Here is a 17,678-nt window from a genome sequence, read left to right as displayed (position 1 = left end):
AAGTGTTTAATGTTTACACGGGTAAAATTTTGAACATTGACCTGACCAATAGCAAACACTGGATTGACGATCTTCCTGAAAACTGGATCAAAAATTATATTGGCGGAGAAGGTTTCGGAACACTTTATCTCGCGGAAAACCTAAAATCACGAATCGACCCCCTTTCAAAAGACAATAAATTACTCTTTATTTGTGGTCCTCTCACAGACACAAAAGCCCCCTGTTCGGGGCGTACTGTTGTCATGTTTAAATCTCCTCTGACAGGAACAATTAGTGCATCAAATGCAGGTGGGGCCTGGGCGCCTCAACTTAAAAGAGCTGGTTATGACATGCTCGTTATTCATGGTTGTGCTCAAAAACCCACATATATATTTATTAATGACGAAGAAATTCATCTTTATTCTGCTGAAAAATTATGGGGACGAGACACACATGAGACAGAGCGTTTGATACGAGAAGAGATCGATAACTCAAAAGCAGAAGTGACAAGTATCGGAATTGCTGGAGAAAAAAAGGTTCGCTATGCAACGGTTATGATGGGACGTGACCATGCAGCTGGACGAGGTGGGGGCGGAGCTGTAATGGGGAGTAAAAATCTTAAGGCCATAGCCGTATATGGTTCTTCTCTTCCCCTCACCCCTCATAACCCAGAAAGATTTAATGAAAATGTAAAAGAAGCAATACAGGATTTACATAATGAAGCTTTTGTAAGAGAAGAAATGATGAAATTTGGTACTCCTTCCTTCTTTGATGCCATGAACGATCTTGGACTTGTTCCTGCCTATAACTGGCAACATACAACAACAGATTTCAATCAATATCTAGGACATCAAGCGTATCATGAAAAGCTAGACGTCCAACAAGATCGTTGCTATAACTGCCCCATTGGCTGCGTTCGTAAAACAACTATTCCAGAGGGGAAATATAAGGGGCTCTCGGGAAGTGGCCCCGAATACGAAACAGTAGCAGCTTACGGACAAAAACTCGGCAATACTGACTTACACTCTATTACAGCTGCAAATTATATTTCGAATAATCTTGGTCTTGACGTCATATCTACAGGTCAAGTCATAGCTACTGCCATGGAATGGTATGAAAAGGGAATTATCAATAAGGAAGCCACAGACGGTCTTGATTTAACATGGGGGAATAGTGAAGCTATAGTCAAACTCGTAGAACGAATAGCGTATCGACAAGGTGATTTTGCAACCTTGTTAGGAGAAGGCTCATTGCGCGCAGCTCAGACCCTCGGAGGAGAGGCCATAAAATATGTAATGCACGTAAAAGGACAAGAAATGGCCGCCGACGGCGTAAGAGCAAGCAAGGCAGAAGCTCTCTCTCACATGATTTCTCCTCGTGGTGCAGATCACCTTAGGCCTTATGGAGCTACGATAGACGCGTTTGGATATGTAGAAGAAGAGTTAGGAGTTAAAGAACAAGTGAATCCTCTCAGCGAAGAAAACAAAGATTGGGTTAAGCCTTTAGAAGAATTATCTATGTCCACGAATCTTCTAGGGGTATGCCTTTTTGCAAGCATAACCATCGCTATAAAGGGGAAACGGTGGGCAGAACTTTTTAGCAATGCCACTGGATTAAGCTATACCTACGCTGATCTGTTCAAAGTCAGTGAACGCGTTATTAATTTAGAAAGGCTCTTTAACATCCGAGAAGGATTTACACGAAAAGATGACTACCTTCCTGAACGCTTTAGCCAAGAATCAGCGGAAGAAGGACCAGGCAAAGGACAAGTCGTTGACCAAGAACGCCTTCTTGATCTTATCTACACTGTAAAAGGATGGGACAAGCAAGGTATTCCAACAAAAGAAAAACTTAAGGAACTTGGTCTGACCGAGATAGCCCAGAAAATGTAAAACCAAAAAGCGGAGTTGCATCGCTACAACGCAGCTCCGCTCACTTTTCTCCTATAATCTTTCTTTAAAACACCGCATAAGAAGAATCCATTGGATCAGCAATAAACATATGTCCAGGAGCATGGGTAATAGCCAAAGGCGGTTTACTCGCCATAAGTGCTGCTTGTGGAGTAACACCACAAGCCCAGAATACAGGCACTTCATTATCGTAAATCGGTACAGCATCTCCAAAGTCCGGAGAATTGACATCTTTAATTCCAATAGCTTCTGGATTGCCAATATGAATAGGCGCCCCATGTACTGCCGGGAACCGGCCTGTCGACAGGACAGCGGTGGACACCTGATTGTAAGGAATGGGACGCATACTGACTACCATAGGTCCAGATAAACGTCCAGCAGGCTTGCACTGAATATTTGTAATATACATGGGGACATTAGAACCTTTTTCTATATGTCGCACTGGAATTTTGGCGTCAAGCAAAGCGCTTTCAAAGGTAAAAGAACAACCTAGAAGAAAGGCGACAAAATCATCTCGCCAATATTTAAGAATATCTTTAGGTTCATCAACACATTGACCATCTATCCAGACTCGATATTTGGGAATATCTGTTCTTATATCTGCACCTGGAGCAACTATTTTAGGTTCTGGATCTCCAGGCTCCGTCACGTCTAACACAGGACAAGGTTTGGGATTTCGCTGGGCAAAAACCAAAAAATCGTATGCCCAATCTTTAGGCAATACTACAAGATTAGCTTGTACATGACCTTTTGCCATTCCAGGGGTAGGAAGGTCATAATCGCCTTTTCGTATTATTTCTCGAACTTGCTGCGGAGAGTATTCTGAAAACGCCGATCCTTTCATGCTCTCAACACCTCCCTAATACTTCGAATAGCAATCCCCTCTTTAAGAAGAGTTTCCCTTATAGATGCGGCCATTGCAACAGCACTTGGTGTATCACCATGAAGGCATATAGAATGAGGCCTCAGGTGAATAGTTGTTCCATCTATAGCTTCTATAGCACCTTCTGTTACCATCTTAATAACACGTTTCGCAGCTATCTCTATATCATGAATAACAGCTCCCGGTTGTTTGCGAGGAACTAGTGAACCATCTGCCTGATATGCTCTGTCAGCAAAAGCTTCAATTGCAAAGGGTACATCTAGTTTGTTAGCAGCCTTTTCAAAGGATGAGTTTGCCAACCCCAGCAGAATAAGATCATCGCCTGCATCTTTTACTGCCTGAGCAATCGCTTCAGCTAAAGACAAATCCTTAGCAGCCTGATTATACATAGCTCCATGAGGTTTTACGTGTTGCAAGGAAGCCCCGCGTGCTTTGCAGGCAGCCTGAATAGCTCCTACCTGATATAGGCAATAGGCATACACCTCATCTGCAGAACACGCCATATTTCTTCGCCCAAATCCCATAAGATCTGGATATCCCGGATGAGCTCCTACCGCAACGTTACTATTAACGGCTTCTTCTACTGTTTTTAACATAACTTGAGGGTCTCCAGCATGGAACCCGCAGGCGATATTAGCAGAACTGATGCTTTTCATAACATCTCTATCGTGCCCTAAAACATATGTTCCAAAACTTTCACCCAAGTCGCTATTTAAATCTACAGAGAACATGGAATCATCCCTTCTTCTCGTAAAAATCAATTTTCAATGCGTTCCCAGTCAACCATATAAGAATGTCCGTCCACAGTAAGCTTCCACGTACCAGACGAAACTGGCATTTCCGATTTATGCCCAATTGTGGAAGTTGGGATTCTTGTAATCCAGGTTGCTACATTTTGCTTTAGTTTGGAAACTTGACCAGCCTCTTTTTGGGTAATCAAAACAGCCTCTTCAAAGGATACTTGTTTAAAAGAAACCTTTTCTCCTGGCAAACGTTGTGCAATCGCCGAAATATCGGGAGAACATAGAACAGCTATTTTCGTATATCCCCCTGTCGTCTGACGATCAGCAAGCATCACAATTGGCTGTCCATGTCCAGGAACTTGAATAGAGCCAAGTGGAATAGCATCAGAAATAATGTCTGCTCCCTCTAGGTGCTCAACAACAGGTCCTTCCAAACGGTATCCCATTCTATCTGCAGAATCAGTAATTTTATATGATTCAGACAGAAATGTTTCTACTCCCTTAGGGGAAAATGCTTCATCCTGAGGACCTAGAACTACACGAAGGGGTTGACCTTCTCTCCGCTCAGGCAAAACATCGAAAGGACATTTGAAATCTATAAACCGCTGCCACAAAATATGAGGTTCACCAGTATTAAGAACGTCACCCTTTACAAGTGCGCGTCCATCAAAGCCACCTATATGAGCTCTAAGGTACGTTGAGCGGCTCCCCATAATAATAGGAACATCTATTCCGCCTGAAAAAACGACATATGCACGACATCCATTACCTTTCATGCCGCTAAAAGAAAGGATATCGCCTTCTTTAACTTTATAAACCGTGTTACAACACGAAGCTATTCCATTGATAGAGAAACCAAGATCAGCACCTGTAACAACTACAGCCCCCTCCCCTTCTAACACCGATAAGGTAGGGCCTAATACCGTCACTTCAAGACATGCAGCATCTTTATTGTTTCCCACCATAACATTGCCAATTTTCAAAGCAAAAAGATCCATAGCACCAGCAACTGGCATTCCTTTGCCTTGAAATCCCCATCTTCCCACATCTTGAACAGTCGTAAGCATTCCCGGCTGTATAATTTTTATCTTCATGCCGGAACCTCTCCTTTATTGAACATTTCGGGAGTATATGTTCCATGAGCAACCTGTATTTCGATATTTTTATACTCTTCCTCCGAAATGGGCTGAAAACGTATCCACAACCCGGCATCAACTAATGTGGGAGGCTCATGGCCTGCATCAAACATACGCAAAGGTGTTCGTCCTATAAGCTGCCATCCACCAGGGCTATCAATCGGATAAATTCCTGTCTGCTTACCGGCTATTCCCACACTTCCAGCAGGAATTTTTTCTCGAGGTTCCTTCAAACGAGGTGTCGCAATTGTTTCATCCATTCCACCAAGATATGAGAAACCAGGAGTAAAACCAAGCATATAACAGTAATAATCTGGAGAAGAATGCCGATTTATAATTTCTTCTTCCGTTAGTCCTGTATGATGAACAACATTATCAAGGTCCGGTCCAAAATCACGACCGTAACAGACAGGGATAATGATACCAACCCCTTTTTCAACACCTGACTCTGACTCTGCAGCAATTGCCAAACGCTTTAAAAGAGAAAGAAAATGCATTGGTTGTTCTACCTTTACAGGATCAAAGTAAATTGCAAGAGAGCGATATGTAGGAACGAACTCATGCACTCCAGAAATTTTTCTTTTTTCCAAAATACGCCGCAAAGCCTGAACTCTAGCATTGATTTCCAATCCAATGGAATTGCCGTATTCCACAATTATGCAACTATCACCAGCAAGAAGAACTTTCAGCCACTGTTGGTCTTCCAAATTACATTCACCTCCAACAGATCAGAATAGTTTTAAGAGAAAAGAGTAAAGATTTTTGTAAATGATTTTATACCCATCCAAAGAGTAAAAGCTGCCACTACATATCCTAAAACTGTCATCCATATTGGATGATGATAAGAACCCACTACTTCTTTCTTATAAGCAGCAAGAAGTACTGATACAAGAGACAGAGGAAGAATAAGCCCGTTAATTGAACCTGCAAAAATAAGAAGGGTGACTGGCTGTCCAATTGTAGAAAAAATAGTTGTTGAAACTACTATAAACCCAATCATCCACCATCTAAGATGTGTTTCTACTGTACTAAAGAGCGTTTTAAGAAAAGATATTGACGTGTATGAAGCGCCAATTACCGAAGTAATTCCAGCTGCCCATATAACTACACCAAAAACTTTATAACCTAACTCGCCCGCTCCAAGACGAAAAGCTGATGCAGGTGGATTAGCAGGGTCAAGTGTTTGCCCAGTAGCGACAACACCTAATACAGCAAGGAAAAGCAAAATACGCATAATACCTGTAATACCTATAGCATTAGAAGCCCCTCGTGTAATCGCTCCCAAATTTTCTTGCCCTACAATACCTGCGTCTATAATACGATGTGCCCCGGCAAAAGTAATGTATCCTCCTACCGTTCCACCTATTAGAGTTAAAATAATCATCCAATCAATTTTAGAAGGAAGGATTGCTTCTTTTACAGCAAGGGCAACTGGTGGTTTTGTGTTGAAAACCATATACAACACTAACGCAATCATCATAAAGCCAAGGATCTTGGTAAAAGTATCCATAGCTTTGCCAAGCTCTTTACGCAAGAAAAGGAGAACAGCGATAGCAGCACTAACGACAGCTCCTATTTTTAACGGAACGCCTGCTACTACATTCAGACCCATGGCAGCACCTGCAATATTCCCTATATTGAAAACAAGTCCCCCCAATGCTACAGCAAAGGCCAAAAAGTAACCGAGTCCAGGTAGCACCTTATTAGCAACATCTTGCGCACGCATGCCTGATACGGCAAGGATTCTCCAAATGTTGATCTGCACAATAAAACTTAAGATAAGAGAAAGAATTATTCCAAACGAAAAGGCGGCTTTTAAATTCTGCGTAAAAACCGCAGATTGTGTTAGAAACCCTGGTCCTATTGCTGAAGTAGCCATGAGAAAAGCAGCTCCCAACAAAACACTTAATGTTCCTTTCTTGTCCAGAGCTTTTTTTTCTCCCATCTCTTTCGTTGTACCGTTCATAAGCACCACCTCCAAGTCAATTTAATTTAATAGTATCATAAAGAAAAGTCAGGCTAGATTTTTTTATTTTATTTTTATAGAATTTTAATGGAAATTTATGATAAATACTTTTTATATATAAATAAGTAGTTTTTAAATAAAAAATAGATAGATTTGAAAGGAAAAACCGAAGAACTTCAATGTTGCTTTTCTTTATATTCAACCTTAAGTATAAGTAAAAGATGATAATAGCCTTTATTTTGAGATATATGTATAGACTCTTCAATTTCGTTACATGTAGATCGGCGGACAATAGATTGAAAAGCCATAATATCGTGAGCCTGAGGAGGTTTCCTAAATTTTAACCACATATTGAGCACTTCTCCATGCTGCTCTATTAATTTTATGAGAGATTTACTTTTGAGAAGAATTTGAGAAAGGCTATACGTGCATGTTTCTTTAACTGCTAGTTCCGTAGATTGCTCTTTATTTTCTACTTCAATAGGTAAAACATGGCGGTATACCCCCTGAAAAGCTCCTTGTTTTTTTGTTTGAAGAACGAAAGGAGGAGTTTGAACATGAAGATGACCAAAATACCATTTTTGAAAATGAAGACGAGGAATTAACGTATCAAAATAAATGGCTACTGGATCTCGAGGAACGTGACACGGATTGATCTGAACCCCAATATACTTTGTTCGTAACAACTCTATTAAAACAGATAAAGGTGCCATATGAGTAAATACATAATCGACATTCCAGTGTACGGCTTCTAAAGACTGCCATCCTCGTACAATTTCCTCCTCAGAAGGTATTTCTCTCTCCCACCATGAAAGGCCAGGCCTTCGAAAACATCTGTCTAAACTCAGTGCTCCTCCAAACGCAAAACACGAGCAACCAGCGATGGTATATATATAACCTCGCCTCAGATGAAATATTTTTTTGTCTTTTACTACTCCAACAGGGTTTCCAAAACGGATCTCCGTGGGAAGGGCGTCAAGTCTTGTAAAATTCTCGTGGTTTCCATCTATAAAAAGAGTCGTCCATGGCGCGGACGAAAGCCAATCCATCCATTGTATTTCTTTTTCTGTCGGTTCTGGAGCAAAAAGAAGGCCAAAATCACCTGCAATGAGCAAATAATCTTGCGCATTTAGATTTTTACCTATTGCATGATAAAAAGGCAACAACTCATCCATTTCTATGACTCCGTGCTTATCGCCGGTGACATAAAGGGACATGAATGCCTCCTTTTTTTACAAACTCTATTTTTTAATTATTATCACTGAAAATGACATCAAACACCAGAGAAAATCTCAAAAAATATAAAAAAAGGCGCCCTTAAAGGGCGCCTTTAACTATCTTCTGCCTAAAAACAATGTAAAATCTTACAGAGGTTTAACGTTGGCAGCCTGAGGACCTTTCTTGCCGGTCTCAATATCAAAAGAAACCTGCTGTCCCTCGTCAAGAGTCTTAAAACCATCAACCTGGATCGCGCTAAAATGAACGAAATAATCTTTTCCGTCCTCACCTGTTACAAAACCATAACCCTTTGTGCCGTTAAACCATTTTACTGTTCCTTGTGTCAAAATGTTGCCTCCTAAAATGTTTTTACTGCAACTTTCCCGCAGCTTGGTAAGCATACAGGTTTTCTGTATATTTGTCAAGAAATTTTTTTTCAATCAATAAAATATCCCAATTTCATCTTTTACAAATACATATATCACCTGGTCACATTACCTCCCCTTGCCATCAATAAATCAACGGCATTCCAATTGACATGAACCAAACATTATGTTACCTTCTTTAAAATTTTTAACGTCTGAAAGGAGGAGTATTCGTGTTTCAGTTACATAACAATAACAACGTAACAATAACTACTATGACGACATGCGGAGACCCTCCTGGAGTGGCGGGCGATTAGTTCGCTCTGCTTCGAAACTTCAGCCGGGGGTCTCCGCTTTATATGGAGATCCCCGGCTTTTTTATTTTACGATGAAAAGAGGAATGAAATTATGAAGGTTTGGGGACTATGTTTTATTGGTTTTGGCAATGTAGGTCAAGGACTTGCACGTATTTTAGTACGAGAAGAAGAAAACCTTTTTAGCCACTTTGGATTCCGTTTCAAGACAATAGCAGTAGTTACAAAAAGTAAGGGAAGCCGTGTTGATCCTAATGGGTTGTCACTATCCAAACTTCTTGATGAAATAAACCATGATCAAACTCTCGGACCTTGTACTATTACCCCTGAAGAAGCTATTTGCCTACCAGAAGTAGATATTGTAATAGACGTAACTCCGACTAATTTAAAAAACGGTGAACCAGGACTGTCTATTACAAAAAAAGCGTTACAAAGAGGAAGTCACGTCGTTACAAGTAATAAAGGTCCGGCATCTTTAGCTTTGAAAGACCTTTTAAAAATTGCTTCTGAACATAAAAGCAAGTATCGCTTTGAAGGAACAGTTTTAAGTGGCACACCCGCAATCAATTTAGCGAGAGAATCCATGGCTGGATGTCATATTACTGAGGTGCAAGGTATCGTTAACGGAACAACAAACTACATTCTCACACGCATGGAAGAAGGGCTGGAATATGACGATGCTCTTAAAGAAGCTCAAGCTCTCGGATATGCAGAAGCAAATCCTGAGGGCGATGTTGATGGCTGGGATGCTGCCGTAAAAGTTCAAATTATTGCGAGTGTCTTCATGGGAAAATATATCTCCCTAAAAGATATATCCCGAGTGGGGATTTCTGGCTTGAAACGAAAAGATATAGAAAAAGCTCTTTCCCAAAACGAACGTATAAAGCTTGTAGCGAAAATAGTACAAAATTCGGGGCAGATTTTTGCCTCCGTCGCTCCTGTCTCCCTTCCCTTTTCCCATCCGCTATCGGGAGTTAATGGTGCAACAAACGCAATAACACTGACAACTGATAATCTTAAGGATGTAACAATAATAGGGCCTGGGGCGGGGAGAGAAGAGACAGGACAAGCTCTTCTTTCTGACATTATTTCGATTGTTACTCACTAAGGATTTTTGTAATATCTACTATTACTTGTTAAAATTAAGCTATTAATAATTTTTCTGAATAGTCTGGCTTCATAGGGAATGTCATTTCATATGTGAGGAGGAGTTTAGATATGACCCACCAAGAATTCAGTATCACCCCTGCTATTCTTGAGGATATTAATAACTTTCTCACTGATCCACACAATGCTTCTTTATCTGATCTACGCAGAGTCGTTTCCAAATATGGAACAGTAGCTGAGATCAACGAAAAAGCATGCGAAGCTGGAAAAATCGATACCCTTGTTAAAAAACTGGAACGAATTCAATGTTCTTATGTCAAAGATTTGGAGTGGCTTGCAGGCATCAAAGAGGAAGGGCGCTTTATTTCTCTTTCGGAGTATCGTTCTCGTATAGCTCCTGATCGACCAGTTTGGAGTTATGACGAAACAAAAGCCCCGACATTAGAGATTAGTGCCCTTCAATATTTTCCATGGCTCATAGCAGAAGCAAAACAAGCGATAGAAAAAGGAGAGATTCTTCCAGGTCGATTTATTCGCGTTCGAAAAATGAAAGAACAAGAAGCAGATAATGGAGATTTGCCAGCTGTCAGAGCAGCCATAAAAATATTGGGGGCAAGTTGCGTAGAAACATTAGATACAAAAGGAACAGACGGTTCTAACATTCACTTAGGAGGACCAGCTACTATTACGGGATATTTTGGTGGTATCGGACAGCCTAATGGGCATCCTCTTAAATGGATAGATGAAGTTCTTTATTATTACGTAAATTACGGAGTAGATGAAGTTCTGAACATCAATCCCGGAACGGTTTTTCTCGGATATCTCCTCTATAAATTGGGAGTAAACATTCGATTTAAAATTTCCGTTTTTATGGGAAATGATAATCCCTATGCAGTTTTGTGGACATTATTAGCAGCTCGACTTTTCGCGAGAGAAGATGGATCAACGCCACTCTCTGGCTTTAATCTTTCTAACTCTATCGATGTTGAACATCTTGCTAAAGCAGCTGCTATCCGCAAAGAGCTTAAACTTGAAGAGCAAGTTCGGATAGAACACCACATTACTGAAACGTGGAAAAGTATCGTCCTACAACCTTATAACAGAAGAGAGGATTTACTTAAACTCGTGGAAACTATACCTAATATCTCTGCCAAACATGAGGGTGGAAACCCAGAAGACGAAGAACAGCTTACTCATCCATCAGACATTCTGGATTATTTCAGAGATAAAAAGGAAATTGAAGCTTCTGGAGATTGGAATGCCCTTTCTTTAAACTATCTTTTAAAACATAAAGCAGTAAACAGCACTGCAGAAGCATTGACCAAGGCTGGTTTCTCATTTATTGCAGCAGGAGTACATCGTCTCTAGCAATTTACTATATAAATAAAGGAGGCCGTTCCTAAACGGCCTCCCATAGAACTTTTATATAAACTTCCAAAAGTCTGAATCTGCTTTTTCAAGAGGGATGGAGACCTCATATAATCGCGGCAAAGAATTAAAATTAATATGATATCTTGGGTTTTTTACAGGGGAACCAAAAGAAACGAATAATCCCTTTTCCGTTGCATCATAAATCACAGATCTCAATGTTCCTAGGTACTCGTCATAGAAATGAAGGCAAAGTCCCTCTGGATAAGGTGTGGATAATAAGTTCTCGATATCCGAGTACCCTATTCCTTCTTTTCTTCTCTCGAAGAAATTCTTTATGATATTAAATCGTACCAAAGAATTCTCCATAATTTTATCATCGCACTTTGCCATTTCAGACGAAATATAGTGATTTGTCGAGAACAACCCGAGAAATGGAGATGCATCATCTTTAACAACGTGTGTAACATGTTTTTGAGCTCCATAATATTCAATTATTGCAGCATTTCCTTCTTCGTCGGCAATTAAAAAAATAGTATTCCCACAAAGAGAAATATCCTGAGAAAGCTCAATTGCCTCTTCCACTGTTGCACATCGTTCAAGTAATGTTCGTATAAGAACCCAAAATTGAACCCCTGTTTGAAGTGGCGGGCGAGGAGGAACACCTGCTCCAACAGGAATACCTCCAGCTGTCATAGTAATAGTAAGACCATGCTCATTTATGCCTTCTTGATAACCGAATAACATTACAGAGAAACCTATAAAAGCGTAGCAACCAGTTGATTTTACGGTGCAAAGCATCAAATCATCACATTTATCTGTAAAATCATAGTTGCGACCGACAAGAACGTGATTATTTAAAGTCTGAGAGGGGGAAACATATAGCTGACTACAATGACATCTTTTTAAATATGAGGCATTATAGAATGTTACATCACGAGGAGATATATGAAGTTCATCTGCCATTCCCATAATTTCCTCATTCAACCCTGGACAACTACACTCTATTAGTTTGTGTGATTCTTTAAATTCTTCTTCCGTCATCTTAAAACGACCTGAAGACATGCAACGTACTAATTCCTTGTTATGTCGTATTAAATCTGCTTTTTGCCGGCCTATTTCATAATGGGATCCTTCTAAAATAACATGCCTAAATTCTGTGCGCCTTACTCTTGGTTGCACATATAACGCCTCCTTCAATCATTTTTAACAATACACATGGTAGAAGAAAGACGTTTCTATTGCTTTACGATTTTTGCTATTAATTTTGCCTTTCTTGCTAAACTCTTTCCTTTAAATAGGTTTAAGTGGAATACATACCTCTATGGTATAAGTATAACCATTTTCTTCACTCGGAAGAGCCCGATAAAGTTCATACGAAAAAGTATCTGATGGCTGATACCCATTTTCTGGAAACCACTTTCCGTAAAGATATCTATAAGCAAGACGTATCTCTTCTGCATGGCAAACTGCACGACCAACAGCATATTCGCCAGAAGGAATATACTCTTTTCCTACTCCCCTATCGCTCTCAGTAATAGCTACATTATCAGGAACAACAACACATGCATGGTAGCGACATTTTTCTTCTTGCGTAATTGTAGGATCATCAAAAGATACACCGATCATAGTTGTACTGTCTAGCAAATAACGTTCCCTTCCCCAAGACATCAATTTATTCCATGCCTTACAAATGGAAGAGAGGGAATATCCTTTCAAATTAGCAACATAGGCAACAGTGTATCCGGGAAGATTCTCTATACTAACTTGAAGGTGTATCTTTTTCTCTATAGCTTCCGCATCAAAGGCAAAAACATGCTGTTTCCCTTGTACTTCTCCACCAGAATCTCTATATTTTGATCCGGAAACACCATAATATTTTTTAAATGCTCTTGCAAAAGTTGCAGGCGACGAAAAACCACATGAGAAAGCAATTTGAGTTATAGATAAATTATTCATTTTTGTAAGCATATTTGCAGCTTTTTCTAGTCGTAAACGAGTTATATATTCATAGGGAGTTTCTCCCACAATAGACGTAAAAATTCTGTGAAAATGATATGGAGAAAAACACGCTATTTGAGAAATATCCTGCAACTTCAGTTCTTCGGAAAGATGTTGCTCAATATATGCAACTGTTTCCTCTATTCGATATACGTAATTGGAAGAACCAGACATTTCATCACACGCCTTACTTTTACTATTTATTCATATCTCAGCGCTTCTATAGGGTTAAGTAAGGAAGCTTTATATGCCGGATAAAAGCCAAAAAATATACCTACGCATCCGGAAAACCCAAAAGAAAGGACTATAGAAAGAATCGAAATATCGACAGTCCACCCTAATATTTTTGAAAGAGCTTGTGCGCCAGCAATGCCAAGAATAATTCCTGAAACACCTCCTAAAAGGGAAAGAGTCAGTGCTTCAACGAGAAATTGCAATCTGATATCTGTTCTTTTTGCACCTATCGCCATACGGATTCCTATTTCGCGAGTTCGTTCGGTTACAGATACCAGCATTATGTTCATTATTCCAATACCACCAACTAAAAGAGAAACACCTGCCACCGCAGTCAGAAGTAAGCTCATTACTCGTGTTGCACTCTTTGCATTTTCAACCATTTGCGCCAAATTTCGAACTGTGAAATCATTTTCCTCTCCTGGTCTTATACGATGTCGCTGAGCTAAAAGAGCTTCTATCTGCTCTTGTGCAACCTCTAAGTGTTGACTAGATAGAGCTTTCACAGAAATAGATGATGTCATCCCCATTTTAGGTGGACTCACCAATCTTCTTTGTACCGTTGTTATGGGAACAAGAACAACATCATCTTCGTCTCGTCCCATTGCACTTTCACCTATTTTATCTATAACACCAATAACAACCATGGGAACCCCTTTCAAACGAATGATTTTCCCGATGGGATCTTCTGTAATAAAAAGATTATCGACAATTGTCTGCCCGATAATACATACTTTCGTTGCACTCCGTACATCTTGCTCTGTAAAAGTTCTTCCAGAAGCGAGAGTCCAATCCCTAACGAAGAGGTAATCCGACGTTGTACCTATAATCCTCGCTGGATAATTTTCATTGCCATAAACCGACTGAAAACTTCCGCCGTAGTATGGAGCAACATATGAAACAGCACTACATTCAGTTCGAATTGCATCTGCATCACCTATCGTTAAAGTATATGCAGTGTAACTTCGAGACCCTCCTACTGCACTTGTTTCAGGACGAACAATTATCATATTGCTTCCCAAACTTGAAAAACGAGCCGCTATCTCCTTGTTGGCCCCACTCCCTACAGCAAACATAATTATCACGGCCATAACGCCAATAACAATACCCAGCATTGTTAATGCAGATCTGGTCTTATTAGCTCGAAGAGAACGAAAGGAAATTTTTGCTGTTTCAAATACGCTTAACATAACGATTCCACTCTTTCGTCTTTTATAAGGATTCCATCTTTGAGAGTAATTATTCTTGAACCAAATTGGGCCATATCGCGCTCGTGGGTTACTTGGATAATAGTTTTTCCTGACTCTCTATTGAGACGAACAAAAAGATTCATAACATCTATTCCCGTTTTACTATCGAGATTTCCTGTTGGCTCGTCTGCAAGTATAAGAGGAGCATCATTTGCCAAGGCTCTTGCTATAGCTACTCTTTGTTGTTGTCCACCAGAAAGCTGCTGTGGTTGATGATCTGCCCTGTCTTCCAGACCAACTATGCTGAGAGCATGATGAGCACGTTCATGACGTTCTTTTGTAGGAATCCCGTTATAGAGCATAGGAAGCTCCACATTTTCAAGAGCAGACATTCGAGCAAGTAAATTAAATCCTTGAAAAACAAAACCTATAGTGTACTTGCGTATATCTGCCAATTGGTTCTCATCAAGTGTTGCTACGTCCTCTCCATTAAGATAATAATGACCTTGAGAAGGAACATCGAGACACCCGAGAATGTTCATGAGTGTTGACTTTCCAGACCCAGAGGCTCCCATAATGGAAAGGAATTCCCCTTTCTCTACAGAAAAAGATACCTCTTTAAGTGCTGTTACTTCTACTTCTCCTAAAACATACTTCTTACTAATATTATCGACGCGGACCAGGCACAAAGGGAGACCCTCCTCCGTTACTCTTTCCAGCCATTACACTCGTAACAACATTCATCCCTTCTTGAACCTCTCCTGAAATTTCAGTGTATAACCCGTCAGAGATACCAATTGTTACATTAAGTGGTTTAAAAATATCTCTCTCATAAACCCAGAGTGTCCTTTGAGACGTTCCATTTCCATTTTTTCCATTTGAGACAAGAACATCAGAACTTGGTTTAAATCGGAGCGCCGCATTTGAAACCTTCAAAACACCCATTTTCTTTTCAACAATAACAGAAACATTAGCTGTCATTCCTGGCATAAGCTTCAGTAGAGGATTTTCTACCATTACGATAACAGTATATGTCACGATGTTTCCATCAGTATTTGGAGCAAGCCTGATTTCCTTTATTTTTCCTTCAAAAGAAAGATCTGAATACGCATCAACTGTAAATTCAACGTTTTGGCCAGCTTTTATATAGCCAATGTCTGCTTCATCTATGTCTGCCTCTACCTTCATTTGTGTCAAGTCTTCCGCAATCGTAAAGAGTGTAGGAGCAGATTGGCTTGCATTGACAGTTTGACCAACTTCTACAGCCTTGTCGATGATAACGCCATTAATAGGTGAATTTATTTTTGTATGCCCTAAGTTAATCTCTTTATTTTTTAAATTTGCTCGAGATTGAGCTAAACTTGCGTATGCGGCATTTAACGAGGCAAGAGCAGTATCTAACTCTGTTTGTGCCGTATCAAGTTCACTTTCTGCTATAAGATTTCGCGTAAATAATTCTTTGTTTCTATCTCTTGTCTTTCGTGCATTTTTTACAGTAGCTTCAGCCTTTGCAATATTTGCCCGAGCTGCAAGGACATCAGCCTTCGCAGTTTCCACAGCAGCTTCAAGGAGAGCCGGATCTATTTCAGCTATGAGTTCTCCTTTTTTAACGATAGTATTGAAATCTACATAAATCGCTTTGATGGTTCCAGAAACTTGGCTTCCTACATTGACAGTATTTACTGCCTGAAGGCTTCCTGTAGCAGATACCGTCTTTAAAAGATTGCCGCGAATTATGGGAACAGTTTCTACTGTAGTTGCTTTAGAAGAATCTTTTCTAAAGAAGAAAAAAGCCCCTGAAATCAATACAATTAATACAAAAAGAGATAACCATTTTTTCATTCCCAACTTCCTCCTACAGCTTTTTCAAGAGCCGCCAACGCTCTACGATGAGAATAGAGAGCAGACCAATACCCTAACTTCGCTTCTTTATATTTTTCAGTAGCATCTGCTACCTCAATAGGTGAACCTACTCCGACTTTATACCTATTTTGTGCTATGTCTAGATTTTCCTCAGCCTGTTTTACAGTTTGTAGAGCTACTGCCAAAACATGGTGCGAATCTGTAAATTCCAAGTAAGCTTGTTCTACTTCCTTATAAATTTCTAAGCGAATAGCCTCATTTTCTGCTTCACTTATAACTATTTCCGATTTTGCTTGCTCTATTTTAGCCGCTTCAAGACCACCATCCAAAATTGGAAACTGAAGAGAAACTCCAACAGACCAATCCTCTTCCCCACTAAAACGTTCACCACCAAACGAATATTTACCTGACGCTTTTATCTCTGGGGAATTTTCTTTTGCCGTTAACTTCAGATTTTTCTGCGCAGCGAGAAGACTACTGTCACTCGCCAAAAGGTCTGGCCGTCTTTTCAAAGCCATAGTCTGAACATCATTAAGAGAGAGAGCAAGTGAAGCCTCTTCTTCTATATCCTCAAGAGTATAAGTAGGAGCATTTGAAAGTCCCATAGCATTGTTAAGAGTTGTTATTGCAGTTTTAATTACCGTCTGAGCTTTAGCAACTTCAAGTTCAGCTTTACTTTCCTCAACCTCAGCAGTCGTTACATCATATTTTGATACAGATCCTACATCATAAAAAGCTTGCGCTTGTTCACGCAGCAAGGTATATAGCCTCAAAGTCTCTTCTGCTACATCCAACTTTTTCTGAGCTTCCAAAGCATCAAAGTATGCATTTTTCACGTCATATACAACTTGTTCTTCCGTCGTTCTAGCTTTCTGCTCACTGCCCTCCCGACCTATTTGTGCAACCTTTTTCTTCAACGCGGTCTTTCCAGAATCAGATATTAATTGTGAAAGATTTAAATTTGAGGAATAAGCATGATCTCTCTGAGTTCCTGAAGCATCTTGCCGACTATAGCTACTGGAGAAATCAAGACCTGGCCTTTCTTGTGAAAGAACCTGTTCAACCTGACTATCAGCAACGTTAATCTCTGCAAGGGCTTTTTTAATATCAGGATGGTGAGTTTTAGCTATAGAAAGACATTGTTCAAGGTCTAGAGATGAGGGAAAAGAAGAGATACTCCCTCCAAGCAAAACGGAAGGATTATATACACATAAAAACGCCGTTAAGATCAAGCAAAAATACCTTTTCACACGAGATTCCTCCAAGAAAAATTATTAGTGTACCAGACTGGAAGCCACACCCCTTTTATACAATAAGATATCTGAAATACAATAAGTGAATTTGCCGATTAATCAAAAAAGAGGTTGGCCAAAATAATCAGCACAACCTCTCAGGCTCCAA

At 39.9% G+C, this 17,678-nt stretch carries 16 protein-coding genes; 3 read left to right on the top strand and 13 right to left on the bottom strand.

The annotated features are described in order from the left end of the window. Window positions 1–2 precede the first annotated feature (2 nt). Entirely contained in the window at window positions 3–1,871 is a 1,869-nt protein-coding gene (locus ACZ5GY_RS02045) for an aldehyde ferredoxin oxidoreductase family protein (RefSeq protein WP_307879517.1), read from the top strand. A 64-nt stretch (window positions 1,872–1,935) separates the two neighbouring features. Here ACZ5GY_RS02045 and ACZ5GY_RS02040 read toward each other — a convergent pair whose 3' ends face one another. The 7 genes from ACZ5GY_RS02040 to ACZ5GY_RS02010 all read right to left on the bottom strand — a co-directional run bounded on the left by ACZ5GY_RS02040 (window position 1,936) and on the right by ACZ5GY_RS02010 (window position 8,182). Further along, a complete protein-coding gene (locus ACZ5GY_RS02040) occupies window positions 1,936–2,733 on the bottom strand; it encodes a putative hydro-lyase (RefSeq protein ID WP_307879518.1) in 798 nt (265 codons plus the stop codon). Beyond that, window positions 2,730–3,503 (bottom strand): LamB/YcsF family protein, encoded by a 774-nt coding sequence (locus ACZ5GY_RS02035; protein WP_213699846.1) that lies wholly within the window; start codon window positions 3,501–3,503, stop codon window positions 2,730–2,732. Before ACZ5GY_RS02035 ends, ACZ5GY_RS02040 begins: the two co-directional genes overlap by 4 nt. Before the next feature lie 26 nt (window positions 3,504–3,529). Then, window positions 3,530–4,609 carry a 5-oxoprolinase subunit C family protein gene (locus ACZ5GY_RS02030; RefSeq protein WP_213699845.1) on the bottom strand — a complete coding sequence of 360 codons (1,080 nt, stop codon included), beginning with the start codon at window positions 4,607–4,609 and terminating at the stop codon, window positions 3,530–3,532. Continuing rightward, window positions 4,606–5,358 carry a 5-oxoprolinase subunit PxpB gene (gene pxpB, locus ACZ5GY_RS02025; RefSeq protein ID WP_464111944.1) on the bottom strand — a complete coding sequence of 251 codons (753 nt, stop codon included), beginning with the start codon at window positions 5,356–5,358 and terminating at the stop codon, window positions 4,606–4,608. Before pxpB ends, ACZ5GY_RS02030 begins: the two co-directional genes overlap by 4 nt. A gap of 32 nt (window positions 5,359–5,390) precedes the next feature. Next, window positions 5,391–6,617 carry an NRAMP family divalent metal transporter gene (locus ACZ5GY_RS02020; protein ID WP_213691251.1) on the bottom strand — a complete coding sequence of 409 codons (1,227 nt, stop codon included), beginning with the start codon at window positions 6,615–6,617 and terminating at the stop codon, window positions 5,391–5,393. Between the two features lie 176 nt (window positions 6,618–6,793). Then, complete coding sequence (locus ACZ5GY_RS02015) at window positions 6,794–7,834, bottom strand: metallophosphoesterase (protein ID WP_213696021.1); 1,041 nt, start codon at window positions 7,832–7,834, stop codon at window positions 6,794–6,796. A 147-nt stretch (window positions 7,835–7,981) separates the two neighbouring features. Next, window positions 7,982–8,182, bottom strand: coding sequence for a cold-shock protein (locus ACZ5GY_RS02010; RefSeq protein ID WP_213691249.1), 201 nt, complete (start codon window positions 8,180–8,182; stop codon window positions 7,982–7,984). A gap of 426 nt (window positions 8,183–8,608) precedes the next feature. Here ACZ5GY_RS02010 and ACZ5GY_RS02005 point away from each other — a divergent pair, with 426 nt between their 5' ends. Further along, window positions 8,609–9,622 carry a homoserine dehydrogenase gene (locus ACZ5GY_RS02005; protein WP_213691248.1) on the top strand — a complete coding sequence of 338 codons (1,014 nt, stop codon included), beginning with the start codon at window positions 8,609–8,611 and terminating at the stop codon, window positions 9,620–9,622. 110 nt (window positions 9,623–9,732) lie between these two features. After that, a complete protein-coding gene (locus ACZ5GY_RS02000; RefSeq protein ID WP_464111943.1) occupies window positions 9,733–10,989 on the top strand; it encodes a hypothetical protein in 1,257 nt (418 codons plus the stop codon). A gap of 54 nt (window positions 10,990–11,043) precedes the next feature. Here the strand turns inward: ACZ5GY_RS02000 and ACZ5GY_RS01995 are convergent, their stop codons facing one another. The 6 genes from ACZ5GY_RS01995 to ACZ5GY_RS01970 all read right to left on the bottom strand — a co-directional run bounded on the left by ACZ5GY_RS01995 (window position 11,044) and on the right by ACZ5GY_RS01970 (window position 17,527). Then, window positions 11,044–12,171 (bottom strand): C45 family autoproteolytic acyltransferase/hydolase, encoded by a 1,128-nt coding sequence (locus ACZ5GY_RS01995; RefSeq protein ID WP_464111942.1) that lies wholly within the window; start codon window positions 12,169–12,171, stop codon window positions 11,044–11,046. A gap of 111 nt (window positions 12,172–12,282) precedes the next feature. Continuing rightward, window positions 12,283–13,164: an AraC family transcriptional regulator gene (locus tag ACZ5GY_RS01990; protein WP_213696019.1), complete on the bottom strand. Its 882-nt coding sequence runs from the start codon at window positions 13,162–13,164 to the stop codon at window positions 12,283–12,285. Between the two features lie 26 nt (window positions 13,165–13,190). Beyond that, window positions 13,191–14,414, bottom strand: coding sequence for an ABC transporter permease (locus ACZ5GY_RS01985; protein WP_213691244.1), 1,224 nt, complete (start codon window positions 14,412–14,414; stop codon window positions 13,191–13,193). Next, window positions 14,408–15,103, bottom strand: a complete 696-nt coding sequence (locus ACZ5GY_RS01980) for an ABC transporter ATP-binding protein (protein WP_213691243.1) — start codon at window positions 15,101–15,103, stop codon at window positions 14,408–14,410. The genes ACZ5GY_RS01985 and ACZ5GY_RS01980 overlap by 7 nt, the downstream gene beginning before the upstream one ends. Beyond that, on the bottom strand, window positions 15,081–16,256 hold the full coding sequence (locus tag ACZ5GY_RS01975) for an efflux RND transporter periplasmic adaptor subunit (protein WP_323401909.1): 1,176 nt from the start codon (window positions 16,254–16,256) through the stop codon (window positions 15,081–15,083). The genes ACZ5GY_RS01980 and ACZ5GY_RS01975 overlap by 23 nt, the downstream gene beginning before the upstream one ends. Then, complete coding sequence (locus ACZ5GY_RS01970) at window positions 16,253–17,527, bottom strand: TolC family protein (protein ID WP_323401910.1); 1,275 nt, start codon at window positions 17,525–17,527, stop codon at window positions 16,253–16,255. The genes ACZ5GY_RS01975 and ACZ5GY_RS01970 overlap by 4 nt, the downstream gene beginning before the upstream one ends. Window positions 17,528–17,678 lie beyond the last annotated feature (151 nt).

It is taken from the genome of Aminobacterium thunnarium, from assembly GCF_055390565.1.
This window is presented reverse-complemented; position numbering and strand designations above follow the sequence as displayed.

Coding starts and splice junctions, on each gene's coding strand:
- ACZ5GY_RS02040 (WP_307879518.1), bottom strand. CDS start 2,733: ATGAAAGGATCGGCGTTTTCAGAATACTCTCCGCAGCAAGTTCGAGAA.
- ACZ5GY_RS02035 (WP_213699846.1), bottom strand. CDS start 3,503: ATGTTCTCTGTAGATTTAAATAGCGACTTGGGTGAAAGTTTTGGAACA.
- ACZ5GY_RS02030 (WP_213699845.1), bottom strand. CDS start 4,609: ATGAAGATAAAAATTATACAGCCGGGAATGCTTACGACTGTTCAAGAT.
- ACZ5GY_RS02020 (WP_213691251.1), bottom strand. CDS start 6,617: ATGAACGGTACAACGAAAGAGATGGGAGAAAAAAAAGCTCTGGACAAG.
- ACZ5GY_RS02015 (WP_213696021.1), bottom strand. CDS start 7,834: ATGTCCCTTTATGTCACCGGCGATAAGCACGGAGTCATAGAAATGGAT.
- ACZ5GY_RS02005 (WP_213691248.1), top strand. CDS start 8,609: ATGAAGGTTTGGGGACTATGTTTTATTGGTTTTGGCAATGTAGGTCAA.
- ACZ5GY_RS02000 (WP_464111943.1), top strand. CDS start 9,733: ATGACCCACCAAGAATTCAGTATCACCCCTGCTATTCTTGAGGATATT.
- ACZ5GY_RS01990 (WP_213696019.1), bottom strand. CDS start 13,164: ATGTCTGGTTCTTCCAATTACGTATATCGAATAGAGGAAACAGTTGCA.
- ACZ5GY_RS01985 (WP_213691244.1), bottom strand. CDS start 14,414: ATGTTAAGCGTATTTGAAACAGCAAAAATTTCCTTTCGTTCTCTTCGA.
- ACZ5GY_RS01975 (WP_323401909.1), bottom strand. CDS start 16,256: ATGAAAAAATGGTTATCTCTTTTTGTATTAATTGTATTGATTTCAGGG.